At 64.8% G+C, this 12,857-nt stretch carries 10 protein-coding genes; 6 read left to right on the forward strand and 4 right to left on the reverse strand.

All coding sequences use genetic code 11. The annotated features are described in order from the left end of the window. Positions 1–219: 219 nt before the first annotated feature. Positions 220–795: a TMEM175 family protein gene (locus tag EN932_RS15440; RefSeq protein WP_013530981.1), complete on the reverse strand. Its 576-nt coding sequence runs from the start codon at positions 793–795 to the stop codon at positions 220–222. A 70-nt stretch (positions 796–865) separates the two neighbouring features. Between EN932_RS15440 and EN932_RS15445 the strand changes: the two genes are divergently transcribed. Beyond that, on the forward strand, positions 866–1,438 hold the full coding sequence (locus tag EN932_RS15445) for an SH3 domain-containing protein (RefSeq protein ID WP_245469202.1): 573 nt from the start codon (positions 866–868) through the stop codon (positions 1,436–1,438). 176 nt (positions 1,439–1,614) lie between these two features. Next, entirely contained in the window at positions 1,615–2,826 is a 1,212-nt protein-coding gene (locus tag EN932_RS15450) for an MFS transporter (protein WP_127388398.1), read from the forward strand. A gap of 34 nt (positions 2,827–2,860) precedes the next feature. Here EN932_RS15450 and EN932_RS15455 read toward each other — a convergent pair whose 3' ends face one another. Together EN932_RS15455 and EN932_RS15460 are read right to left on the reverse strand one after the other, a co-directional pair. After that, positions 2,861–4,321: an MATE family efflux transporter gene (locus EN932_RS15455; RefSeq protein WP_244506837.1), complete on the reverse strand. Its 1,461-nt coding sequence runs from the start codon at positions 4,319–4,321 to the stop codon at positions 2,861–2,863. A 175-nt stretch (positions 4,322–4,496) separates the two neighbouring features. Beyond that, the gene (locus EN932_RS15460) at positions 4,497–5,975 is read right to left on the reverse strand and encodes an esterase-like activity of phytase family protein (RefSeq protein ID WP_013530985.1); all 1,479 of its coding nucleotides are present in this window, start codon (positions 5,973–5,975) and stop codon (positions 4,497–4,499) included. Positions 5,976–6,220: 245 nt separating this feature from the next. On the opposite strand from EN932_RS15460, the gene EN932_RS15465 reads away from it, so the two are divergent. The 3 genes from EN932_RS15465 to EN932_RS15475 all read left to right on the forward strand — a co-directional run bounded on the left by EN932_RS15465 (position 6,221) and on the right by EN932_RS15475 (position 10,632). Then, positions 6,221–8,632: an FAD-dependent oxidoreductase gene (locus EN932_RS15465; RefSeq protein ID WP_063168294.1), complete on the forward strand. Its 2,412-nt coding sequence runs from the start codon at positions 6,221–6,223 to the stop codon at positions 8,630–8,632. 12 nt (positions 8,633–8,644) lie between these two features. Then, positions 8,645–10,198, forward strand: a complete 1,554-nt coding sequence (locus EN932_RS15470; protein ID WP_127368904.1) for a trimethylamine methyltransferase family protein — start codon at positions 8,645–8,647, stop codon at positions 10,196–10,198. A 119-nt stretch (positions 10,199–10,317) separates the two neighbouring features. Continuing rightward, positions 10,318–10,632, forward strand: a complete 315-nt coding sequence (locus tag EN932_RS15475) for a hypothetical protein (protein WP_013530988.1) — start codon at positions 10,318–10,320, stop codon at positions 10,630–10,632. Positions 10,633–10,816: 184 nt separating this feature from the next. Here the strand turns inward: EN932_RS15475 and EN932_RS15480 are convergent, their stop codons facing one another. After that, positions 10,817–11,842, reverse strand: coding sequence for a LacI family DNA-binding transcriptional regulator (locus EN932_RS15480; RefSeq protein ID WP_024501441.1), 1,026 nt, complete (start codon positions 11,840–11,842; stop codon positions 10,817–10,819). A 196-nt stretch (positions 11,843–12,038) separates the two neighbouring features. Between EN932_RS15480 and EN932_RS15485 the strand changes: the two genes are divergently transcribed. Beyond that, positions 12,039–12,857, forward strand: an 819-nt coding sequence (locus tag EN932_RS15485) for a Gfo/Idh/MocA family oxidoreductase (protein WP_164890494.1), incomplete at its 3' end; no start/stop codon positions are given.

The following is a 12,857-nucleotide window of genomic DNA, read 5'->3' on the forward strand; positions in this document are numbered from 1 at the left end:
CTTTTCCGCGCTGGAGAAACAAGCCGAGTTCGTCGAGAAACTGCGCATGGCGCTGGAAAAATTCGGCCATGATTTCTCGATCATCAAGGCCGCGGAACGGCTGGAGGAGCTCTATGCCGACCTCGCCGCATCGGTGGCGGAAAAACTGAAAGCGATGCGCAAGTAGGGCAACTCTGGGAAAGCCGTGCAGCGCTCTGCCTTGAAAATGTGTGAAGACAGCTACTTTTCGATCACCCGCGCAAAGCGCCTATCCGGTACGAGCCATATCATCGCGACCAGCACATAGAGCGCGACGCCGATCCACTGGCTGACGAAGGTCAGCACGACGGCCACGATATAGACAGCCAGCGAGAGCTTCCCCTTGCGGTCATTACCCAGCGCCTTGGCAAAGGCGGTATCATTGCCGTGCAGGCGATGCAGCGCGGCGGCGAGTATGGTGTAGGCGATGGCGCATAGCGCGAGGTCGGTGCCATAGACTGCTACCGGCACCGGCGCAAAGTGGTTCTCGCCCATGAAGGCTGTGGTCACCGGCATCAGCGACAGCCAGAACAGCAGATTGAGGTTCGCCCACAGCACGCGCCCGTCGACCCGCTGAACGGTGTGGAACATGTTGTGCAGATTGTTCCAGTAGATGCCGACATTGATGAAGGACAGCACGTAGCAGAAGAAGATCGGCCACAACGGCACCAAGGCGGAGAAATCCTCGCCATGCGGCACTTTCAACTCAAGCACCATGATGGTGATGATGATAGCCACGACGCCATCGGTGAATGCCTCGACCCTGCCTTTGCCCATGGATCCCACCTTTGCCCGTGATGAATTGTCGAAAGAGAGTAAACGCTAGCGGATGTTGAGGAGCCAATAAATGGCAACCGTGAAATTCCTCAACCATGTCCAAGGAAAATCCGGCATCAGTCCCGTTGGCCAGGACGGTTACGGCCGCCCACCTGTTGACTTTTCTTGGCTTGGCCGCTCCTCTTGCAGGGCAATCTTGGCCGGAGCAGGTGAACGGCCGGGATTCGAATGGAGGGGACTGATGAGATTTCGTTTTCTGCTTGTGGCCGCGACCATCATGGCCGCGGTGTTCGGGACGTCCGCCGCGGCCTTCGCCTACAGCGCTCACACCTCGACCAACCTCAACGTCCGCAGCGGGCCGGGAGCGGGATACGCCAAAGTGGGAACGCTGCCCGCCGGCTTCAGAGTCAATGTCACCGGCTGCCAGCCGGGCTGGTGTAGAATCCATGGCGGTGGCGTGAGCGGCTGGGCCAGCGCCGGTTATCTCGAACGCTCACAGATCGTTCGCCCGCCAATCATCATCGTGCGTCCGCCGCATCGGCCGCCACACTGGCACAAGCCGCACCGTCCTCCGCACCATCGGCCGCCGCACAGGCCGCGTCCCGGCAAGTGCAAGATCGCGCCCGGCTTTCCTTGCAGGTAAGGCCGACCGGTTGAACGATAGATGAGCCGCTGGCCCCGATCCGAGCCTGTTCAGCCGGCGGATATCCCGCTCAGGCAATGTCCACCGTGCTGTCAGGAGCCTGCCTGTCGGCGGGAACGTCGTGGATGAAACCGCGTTAGACCCCTCGATCCCCGAAATTGGTGACGAGGTTGGCCATGGCCATTCGCGATTTTGCACATACGCACGAAGGGGCAGGTGGCGATGCTCTCGCAATCCCCACCGTCGCCGCGATGATTGCGGTGCTGTTTGCCGGCAGCACGGTGCTGACGCCGCTCTACATCGTCTACAAGCAGCAATTCGGCTTTTCACAAATCACCCTGACGCTGATCTACGCCGTGTATGTCGTCGGCAATCTGGCGGCACTTCTGATGTTGGGCAGCGTCTCCGATATTGTCGGACGCCGGCCCGCGAGCCTGGCGGCCATGCTCGTCGCCATCGTCAGTGCGCTTGTCTTCCTGTTTGCCGTAAACGTCGTCTCGCTCGACGTCGCCCGCATCCTGAGCGGGCTTGGCATCGGCGTCGGCGCGGGGACCGGAACCGCGTGGATTGCCGAGCTTCTTCCCGGCGCGGACAAGTCGCGCGCCAGTGTGATTGCCACCAGCACCAACTTCCTCGGCCTCGGCCTCGGCGCACTGATTTCGGGATTTCTGGCTGAATACGAGCCATGGCCGTTGCGGCTGATCTTCATCGTCTATCTGGCAGCACTTGTGGTGGTGACGATCCTGGTCTGGCGCACTCGCGAAACGGTGTCGAAGCCGGGCGGCCTCGGGCGGATCTCCTTGCGGCCGCGACTTTCCGTCCCGGAGGAAATCCGTGCGCGCTTCGTCGCGCCGGCGGTGACCGGCTTCGGCGCGATGGCGCTGGTCGGGTTCTACGCCGCGTTGGCGCCGAGCATCCTGGCGCAGCAGCTGCATGAGACCAACCATGCCGTCGCCGGCGCGCTGTTCTTCGAGCTGGCGATCGTCACCGCGATCAGCATTGTCGTTCTGATGCACATGAAGAGCAACAAGGCGATGCTGGCTGCGCTGGCATTGATGATCCCAAGCGTCTCGTTGGTGATGGCGGCGCAGATATTGGCCTCGATGGCACTGATGGTTGCTGCGACGGCCTGTTGCGGCGTTGCGGCGGCGCTTGGTTACCGTGGCGGCCTGCAAGTGGTGAACGAGATCGCGCCCAAGGATCGTCGCGCCGAAGTGGTGTCCAGCTTCTTCATCTGCTGCTTTGTCGGCAACGCCTTGCCCGTCATCGGCATCGGCATCGTTTCGACCTATGCCAGTCCCGTCGCTGCCAGCCTGGCGTTCGCCGGCATGATCGTGGTGTTTGCGTTGGTGGCGCTGGCTTTTGGGCTGAAACAACAACGGCGTTGAGGGCCTGGAGCGGTCCAGCGGAACCGGGTTGGCTTCAGCCGTTCGGTGTTTCAGGCGAAAGATGCGCGCGTCCGCGCGGCACGCCAAGACCGGTGTCCGGCGGCTCGCCGGCGGCCGGCCTGTCCTCGATCATGTGCGTGGTGCGCCAGCGGCCGAAACGATAGTAGGCCGCCGCCAGTACAAGCGAGCTGATCGAACCCGCCGGGAAGCTCCACCACAACGCTTCCTCGCCGATCACGCCACGCATGAAATAGGCAAAGCCGGTGCGCACGACCAGCACCGAAATGACCAGGATGATCAGCGGCGGCATCACGGCACCCGTGGCTCGTACGGTGGCAAACAGCACGATGGTGATGCCGAACAGGATGAACGACCACGAGGCGACATTGTTGATGTGGACGGCGATGTCGATCGCCGCGCTGTCGCGGCTCAGGAACAGGCTCAGCACCGAACGGTCGAAAACCGACAGCACGGCAACCAGTGCGCCGGTCAGGACGAGGTTGAAGCCGACGCCTGAGGCGGCGATGCGGCCGATCCGGTCCCAGCGCCCGGCGCCGACATTCTGTGCCGCCATCGAGGACACCGCGGCGCCGATGGCGAGCGCCGGCATCTGGATGTAGGTCCACAGCTGGGCGGCGATGCCGTAGGCGGCGGCGACCTGTGAGCCGTAGGAATTGACTATGCCCATCACCGTCAGTGCCGCCGCCGAAATGACGATCATCTGCAGGCCCATCGGCACGCCCTTGAAGACGACGATGCGCAGCAAGGTGGGATCGGGCCGCAACAGAGCGAGATTGGCGCCGGCCAGCCGCAGCGGATGCTTGCGCACATAGAGAACGATCAGGATGGCGATCACGCTTACCGTCTGGCCGATCAGCGTGGACGTGGCGGAGCCCGCGATGCCGAGTTCGGGAAACGGTCCGATGCCGGCGATGAGCAATGGGTTGAGCACGATGTCGAGGACGACGGCCAGCGCCATGAAGAAGAAGGGCGTGCGTGAATCGCCGGCACCGCGCAGCACGGTCATGACGAAGGACAGAAGGTTCATCATCGGCACGGCGACGAAGATGATGCGCAGATAGGAGCGCGCCAGCGGCAAGGCGTCGGCCGGTGTGCCGAGCGTGTTGAGAATGGCGTCAACCCAGATCCAGCCGCAGACCGCGAAGACAACCGAGACGAGGAAGAAGAATGTCGCGCTGGTGCCGACAATGCGGCGCGCCTCGGGCAGGTCGCGGGCACCGACCGACTGGGCCACCAGAATGGTGGCCGCCATGCCGATGCCGAACACAGTGCCGAGGATCAGGAACAGGACGAGGTTGGCGTTAGAGGTGGCGGTCAGCGCCGATTCGCCGAGAAAACGGCCGACCCAGACGGCGTTGATCGAGCCGTTGAGCGACTGCAGCACGTTGGAGCCGAGCACCGGCAGGGCGAACAGCAGAAGCGTGCGCGGGATCGGGCCGCTGGTCAGGTCGCCGGTGCGCCGGCGCGCGGGCATTTTTTCGTCCATGGCGGGCAACTCGGCGGATGGTGATTTGGATCCAGTCCACGATGATATCGCAGGCGGGACCGAGATGCACCCTTGCGAACGCGCGGCTGAAAGGCCGCTGCCCCGTTCATGCCTGCCGCGAGCCCAGCGGACGCGCCAAGCGCGCCCGCCCGTGCAGTGGCCGTTACTTCCCGGCGAGACCCGGCAGCGTGACCTGATAGACCAGGAACATGGTGTCGACATCGGCGCCGTCTTCCGCCTTGTAGGGTGCGCCGACCTGAAAACCGTCCTGGGCGAGGAAGTCGTTGTCGTTGGCGACGAACAGGAAGTAGTCGTCGGGCAGCTTCGGATCGAGAACGCTGACCACCGACATCGCCTCCCACTTCTCCGACAGGTTGTTCTTGTCGTTCGGCGCGCCATTGTGCAGGCCGAAGCGGCCGAGTTCGCCCTTGTCGTTGATGTCGATGAACGGCGTCAGCTTGGCCGGCATCACCGACGGGTCGAGCACGCCCTTGGGCGCCAGCGGCTTGTCGGCGGCATCGAAGGCGCCGCCGGCGATGTCGGTCGCGGCCGAGACGTCGACGACGAAGATCTGGCGCACCAGCGAGGTGTCGCCCTTCAGCCCCTGGCCGTTACCGCTGTCGCGCGCCAGCATCAGGAAGGTCTTGTCGGAGAGCGCCACGATCTCGCTCTGCGCGGCGATCTTGGTCTTGCCCTTGGCATCCTTGAACACCGGCAACGGCACGACATACTCATGCGCCAGTTTGAGGTGGGCGAGGTCGGACGCGTCATAGACCAGCGCACGCGTGTTCTGGCGCGTCGCGGGCGAATCGCCGCCATCCTGCCGGGGCGCCGATTGCAGCACCGCGATCAGGAACTTGCCGTCCGGCGTCATCGCCATTCCCTCCAGGCCCTGGTTGTTCTGGCGGCCGGTCTCGGGGTCCTTCGGATCGGGCTCGGCGGCACCGGGTCCCGGATTGTCCGAGGCGAAGTTCGGCGTGCCGTGGCGCATCGGCACGAAGGCGGCCGGTGGCTGGGTTGCCGACAGCAGATGCCCGTCGGCGGAAAACCGATAGATGTTCGGGCCGTATTCGTCGGAGATGAACATCGAACCATCGGGCAGCCGCACGATCGCCTCGTTGTCGAGCGCCAGCTTGCCATTGTCGGCTTGCGGCAGGATCGGCATGTCGCCGCTTGCCGCGCGCACGCCGTTGAGTGGGTCGAGGCCTGTGGCATCAGCCCCCTTGTCGTCGGTGAGAAGCATGGTGTCGGCGAGCGTTGCCTTGACGCCCGTCTGCTCCTGGCCGGCAGCAGGTGCAGCGCCCGGTGCGACCGGAGCAAATTCGATGGCGATCGTGTTGAGGCGCGGCCGGTAATCGGTGGTGCCGACGACATTGTAGCCACGGTCCGGCAACAGCCAGAGCGAACCCCTGTAGCCGGCGGTGTCATGCGTCCAGCCTGATGCGTCGATCGCCATGCCGGAACCCGAGCCGAAGGTCTCGCCGAACTTGTCGCGCTGAGCGGCCGGGATGCGGCCGACGCCGACCAGCCCCTTGTTGACGAGGCCGCCGACGGTCGCGGTGCTGTCGGCGAGCGCCGGCGCCAAGGCGGTGAACAAGGCCAGCGCGACGCCAAGCGACGCGGGTCGATACAGGTGCTTCATGGATAATCCTCTTTGTGACGGATGTGCCGGAGCGGCCGGGGGACGAAAAACTGAAAGAGGTACGACATCGATGATGTTGCGCAAGCCTCCCCGAAACGCGGTCTACGGCGCGAACATGATGCTTGCGTGACAGCGCGCAGTGCATGCCGGCGGTCGACGAAAAACGATGCGCGCGCGCCGGCACTGGACACTTATGTCCAGTGGATATATACTCCAGTCTTCGGACCAACCGTGGAGGGGAAGCCTTGAAGTCGCACTACCGCGCAGTCGTCATCGGAGGTGGCGTGGTCGGAGCCTCGGTGCTCTATCACCTGACGCGGTTCGGCTGGAGCGATGTGGCGCTGATCGAGCGCGCAGAACTGACGGCCGGTTCGACCTGGCACGCGGCGGCAGGCTTCCATGCGCTCAACGCCGATCCCAATGTGGCGGCGCTGCAGGACTACACCATCAATCTCTACCGGGAGATCGAGGCCGAATCCGGCTGGGATATCGGCCTGCACATGACGGGCGGCGTCAACATCGCCAGCGATCCCGCGCGCTGGGAGTGGCTGAAATCAGCCTGGGCCGTGTTCCAGTCGGTCGGCATCGAGACCGCGCGCCTGGTCACGCCCGACGAGATCAAGGCGATCTGCCCGATCGTCGACGTCAACGGTGTTCTTGGCGGCCTGCATGATTCCAACGAAGGCCATCTCGACCCGTACGGTACCACGCATGCCTATGCGGGTGCTGCGAAGAAGCGCGGCGCCGACATCATCTTGCGCAACCGGGTCGTCGAGCTGAAAGCACGTGCCGACGGGCGCTGGGACGTCATCACCGAGCAGGGCACCATCATCGCCGAGCATGTCGTCAATGCCGGCGGGCTGTGGGCGAAGCAGCTCGGCCGCATGGCCGGCGTCGACCTGCCGGTGACGCCGATGGAGCACCACTATTTCATCACCGATGACATTCCGGAGATCGCAGCACTTGACAGGGAAATCGGCATCGCCGTCGATCTCGACGGCTTTTCATACCTGCGGCAGGAGCGCAAGGGTGTGCTGCTTGGCGTCTATGAGCAGAACCCAAAGCACTGGAACATGGACGGAGCGCCGTGGGATTACGGCATAGAGCTGATCCCGGAAGACATCGACCGCATCAGCCCGGAACTCGCCAAGGCGCATGAGCGCTTCCCTTGCCTGGCGACGGCCGGTATCCGCAAATGGGTCAACGGCGCCTTCACCTTCACGCCGGACGGCAATCCGATTGTCGGGCCGGTGCGCGGCCTGAAGAACTACTGGGTCGCCTGCGGCGTCATGGCCGGTTTCAGCCAGGGCGGCGGCGTCGGCAAGTCGCTGGCCGAATGGATGATTTTCGGCGAACCGCAGGCCGACATCTTCGGCATGGATATCGCTCGCTACGGTGCCTTCGCCGCCAACCGCGAATATCTCAGGCAGACGACGCGCCAGTTCTATTCGCGCCGGTTCGTCATGACCTTTCCCAATGAACGGCTGCCCGCCGGCCGGCCGCTGAAACGCCCCGGCGCCTATGACGGCATGAGCGCGGCGGGATGCGAATGGACGGCTTCCTGGGGGCTGGAAATCCCGGCCTATTTCGCGCCGATGGGATTTGCCGAGAGCACGACGCTGCGGCGCTCCAACGCCTTCGACATCGTCGGCGAGGAGGCGCTGCAGGTGCGGCGCGCCGCCGGCCTCGTCGATATCTCGGCCTATGCGCGCTATGCGGTGTCGGGGCTGGGTGCGGAGGCGTGGCTCGACCGGCTGCTCGCCTGCCGATTGCCGAAGGCGGGGCGGGCCGGCCTGGCGCCGATGCTCGGCCATGACGGACGGCTGAAGGGCGACCTCACCGTCTTCAACTGGGGCGGCGGCTCTTATTGGCTGATGGGCTCCTACTATCTCCGGGAATTCCATATGCGCTGGTTCGAGAGCCATGCGGCGGAGGGCGTCACCATCGCCGACCTCTCCGACACGATGAGCGGCTTCCTGCTCACGGGGCCGAATGCGCGGGAGATTCTGGAGCGCACGACGCATCAGGATGTTTCCGGCGCAGCATTGCCGTTCATGGCCTGTGGCGCATTCGACATCGGTATGGTGCAGGCACGTGTGGCGCGGCTGTCGATCGCGGGCGAACTCGGCTTCGAAATCAGTTGCCCCGTGACCATGCACGCCACGTTGCGCGACACGCTGCTGGCTGCGGGCGAGGATCTGGGCCTTGCTGAAATCGGCTACTATGCGCTCAATGCGCTGCGGCTGGAGAAGAGCTTTGGCATCTGGTCGCGTGAATTCACGCAAGGCTATACGCCGGGCCAGACCGGTCTCGACCGCTTCATCGCTTTCGGCAAGAGCGACTTCATCGGCCGCGAAGCAGCGTTGAAACAGCGGGAGGCCGGCAGCGGCCAATGCCTGGTGACGCTGGAAATCGATGCGCTCGACGCCGATGCCAGCGGTTTTGAGCCTGTCTGGCATCAGGGCCGACGCGTCGGCTTCGTCACCTCGGGCGGCTATGGCTATACGGTCGGCAAGAGCCTGGCGCTGGCTCTGGTCGACCGCGATTTCGCGGGCGAGGGCACCGCGCTCTCCGTGCATGTCGTAGGTGAGGAACGGCCGGCGCGTGTCGTCGCGGCCTCGCCCTACGATCCCCTGGGCAAGGCAATGCGGCAATGAGGAGGATTTCCGATGGTCGATGACGCGGCACGGGACGGCAGGCGCGAGCGCCGGCGTGGACGCACGGGCGAGGCCGGTAGCGAAAGCAGCCGCCGTCCCAATTACCATTCGCTGAAGAACCCGTTCCTGCCGCAGCCGATCTTTTCGGACGACCAGGTGGCTTCGATCCACGACACGGCGCTGCGGGTGCTGGAAGAGCTCGGCATCAAGGTGCTGCTGCCGCAAGCGCGTGAGCATTTTGCCAATGCCGGCGCCCTGGTCGATCCAGACACCGACATGGTGCGCATCGGCCGTGACATGGTGACGGCGGCACTCGCCTCGGCGCCGAAGTCGATCCACGCTTACGCCGGTTCGCGCGCCCGCGATCTGACGCTGGAGCTCGGCTCGATGACCTTCCTGGCCGGGTGCGGGGCGCCGAACGTCACCGATCTCGAGCGCGGCCGGCGGCCGGGAACACTGGCGGATTTCGAGGATCTGATGCGGCTGGTGCAGCATTTCGATGTGCTGCATATGCTGGGGCCCTGCATCGAACCTCAGGATGTCGACAACCGCTTTCGGCACTATGCCGTCAACCGCGCGCAGTTGACGCTGTCGGACAAGCTCCCGTTCGTCTTCGCGCGCGGAACGCCGCAAGTCGAGGACGGGTTCGAGATGCTGCGGCTGGCGCGCGGCTTGTCGGAAGAGGAGTTTCTGGCAAGCGCGCATTGCTACACCGTCATCAACACCAACTCGCCGCGTCAGCTCGACATTCCGATGGCGCAAGGCATCATCGATTTCGCTCGCGCGGGGCAGGTCTCCGTCATCACGCCGTTCTGCCTGGCGGGCGCCATGGCGCCGATAACGGTCGCCGGCGCGCTGACGCTGCAGCATGCCGAAGCGCTGGCCGGGCTGACGCTGGCGCAGATCGTGAGGCCGGGTGCGCCGGTCGTCTACGGCTCGTTCTCCTCCAATGTCGACATGAAATCCGGCGCGCCCGCCTTCGGCACGCCCGAGCACGTCAAGGCGACGCTGGGCGCCGGCCAACTGGCGCGCTTCACCGGGCTGCCTTGGCGGTCCGGCGGCGGCAGTGCGGCCAACATCTCCGACGCGCAGGCCGCGCACGAGACGCAGTTCGCGCTGTGGGGCTCGGTGCTGGCCGGGGCGACGATGTGCATCCATGCTGCCGGCTGGCTGGAGGGCGGCCTCAGTGTCTCCTTCGAGAAACTGATCACCGACATCGAGGCGCTGCAGACGGTGGCTGAACTTTGTGCTGCGACGCCCGGCGACACCGACACGATTGGTTTCGAAGCTATCGCCGAGGTGCAGCCGGGCGGGCATTTCTTCTCGGCCAGCCACACCGTGGCCCGCTACCGCACCGCTTTCTACGAGCCGCTGGTGGCGGACTGGTCGAATTTCGGCAACTGGACGCAAAGCGGCTCGAAGACGGCGAGCGAGCGCGCCACCGGTGTCTGGAGGCGGGTGCTTGCCGATTTCGCGCCGCCGACCTCGGCCGTCGCCACATCAGGCGTGCTGGACGAGTTCATCGCGCGGCGCACGGCAGAGGGCGGAGCGGCGCCGGTGTCTTGAGGCTGGCTCCCGCTGATCGCCCTGGTTGTGGCGTGATCCGGAACCTATAGCGCCTCCCGCGCATTCAAGGCTGCGGCCGGTGCACTGCGCACCGGTGTGCTGTTTGAGGGGAGGACGACATGGGTTTCGACCAGTATCACGAACCGCCTGAAGAACTGTCGCAGGAGGTGCGGACCTTTGCCCGCATGATCACCTCGCTGATCGAGGAGGCGGAAGCGATCAGCTGGTACGAACAGCGCATGTCGGTGGAGAAGGACCCGCAGGCGCGCGCCATCATGAAGAACGCGCAGGGCGAGGAGTTCAAGCATTTCGGCATGGATCTCGAATTCCTGCTGCGCCAGAAGAAGGACTGGCGCGCGGAACTGAAGGAAATCCTGTTCACCACGGGCGACATCGTCAAGGCCGGGGAGCGAGGCGAGAAGAAGGTGGACTAGGGTATGTCGATATTCAGGTGAGGCCGGCCTGCAAACGACGGCTTTCTGCGCTTCCGGTGCTCACGGACCCGAATGTCCGCTCCGCTCCGGTTCTCAAAAGCCATCATTTTCGGCTCGGCCTGACCTGAATCTCAACACACCCTGGCTCAGCGTTTGACAAATTCGCCAGGTCCTGCTGCTGCGATTAATCGCTGTCGCGCGCGACCAGTTCCAGCGGCCAGACCTCGCGGATGATCCGCGGACCCTCCGGGCCGGCGAAGGCGGGAAGCGACGCCAGCAGCATTTCCGCGAGCCGTTGTCCCATCGGCTCCAGCGCCGGGCGGAAGGCGGTCAGGGCTGGCGAGAAATAGCGGCAGAGCGGCGTGTCGACGATGACGGTCACTGCCATGTCGTGACCCGGCCTGATACCCATCTCTGCCAGCGCCTTGCAGCCGCCCAGCGCCATCGCGTCATTGTTGAAGATGATGGCGGTCGGCGGAGCCTTGGAGCGCATCACCTGCGGCGTCACCCCGTAGCCGCCGGCCTCGTTGATGAAGCCGGACGCGATCAGCTCGGGGTCGACCTCGATGCCGTGCCGCCGCAAGGCCTTGCGATAGCCGGCCAAAAACAGATAGCCGAAATTGAGGTCGAGCGACGGGCGGACGGCGGCGATGCGGCGGTGGCCGCGCGCCACGAGGCGGTCGACCGCGTCGGCGCCGGCCTTCTCGAAATCGAGGTCGAGGGAAGGGTAGGACTTGGTTCCGGAGCGGCTGCGGCCGAGCGTGGCGAAGGGAAAGCCGGCCTGGGTGAGATAGTCGATGCGTTCATCCTCGCGCCGCGTCCAGGCCAGCAGCACCGCATCGGCGCGGCGCGTCTCGACGACGCGGCGCAGGCGCTCCTGCTGGTAGTCGCCCGGCGCGCCCATGACCACGGTCAGGTCGAGCCCGCTTTCCGCAAGCCTGGCCTGCAGCCCGATCAGGAACGGAATGAAGAACGGCTCGCCATATTGCTGGTCGCCCGGATGCGGCTGCAGCATGAAGGCGATCGAATGGGTGGCGCCTTGCCGCAGACTGCGGCCGGACTGGTTCGGCGAATAGTTGAGCGTCCTGGCCGCCTCGAGCACGCGCTGGCGCGTGTCGGCATTGACGTCGGCGCGGCCGTTCAGCGCCCGCGATACCGTGCCGATCGAAATGTTCAGGTGACGGGCAAGGTCATGAATGCTGGATGCCAAGTGACTGTACTCCCCTTGCTTGGCTAGCACCGGTAGCCGCTCAGGCCAAGGCGACAGGACGATTTTCACGAGCGGCCAATTGACATTCTACGCCTTCGGGTGTGTTCTCGTAAACGTTTACGGAAAAACGTTTACGGTCATGCCGTGGATGCCGTGACGATCGGTCTGGAGGGACCGAGCGGAGGAGGAGCGCCGGATGATCAATGCCGTCCTGGTCGGCTGCGGAGCGATGAGCAAGGCCTGGCTCGATGCCGCGCAGCAAGTCGACGGGCTCGCCATTGTCGGCCTTGTGGATCTCGATGCCGACAGGGCACGGGCGCGGGCGCACGAATACGGCCTCACCAATGCCGTCATCGGCAGCAGCCTCGATACCGTCCTCGATCAGATCAAACCGCAAGCGGTGTTCGATGTCGTGGTTCCCGCCGCCCGGCGCGCGGTCGCGCTGTCCGCCTTTGCGCACAATTGCCATCTGCTGACGGAAAAGCCGCTCGCCGACAGTCCGGAAAATGCGCGCGCCATCGTCGAGGCCGCGCGTCGCGCCGGGCGCATCCATGCGGTCGTGCAGAACCGCCGCTATGTCGCCAATGTCAGGCGCATCCGGAGGTTCCTGGACTCCGGCGCCATCGGTGCGCCGACCAGCATCCACGCCGACTTCTTCGTCGCGCCGCATTTCGGCGGTTTTCGCGAGGAGATGGCCCATGTGCTGCTGCTCGACATGGCGATCCACACCTTCGACGCCGCTCGCTACATGGTGAATGGCGAGCCGGCCGGCGTCTATTGCCAGGAATGGGAGCCGGCCAGTTCCTGGTACAGGCAGGGATCTTCGGCCAGCGCCGTCTTCGATCTCGGCGACGGCAAGGTCTTCACCTACGCCGGCAGCTGGTGCGCGGCCGGCTTCCGCACCAGTTGGGAAAGTGCATGGCGCATCGTTGCCGAGCGCGGCAGCCTCATCTGGGACGGTCATGACGATTTGAGGGCAGAAGCAGTGATGCCGGGCCGCGAGGGAATGTTCGAC

The organism is Mesorhizobium sp. M7A.F.Ca.US.002.01.1.1 (genome assembly GCF_004022955.1).
GTDB lineage: Bacteria > Pseudomonadota > Alphaproteobacteria > Rhizobiales > Rhizobiaceae > Mesorhizobium > Mesorhizobium ciceri.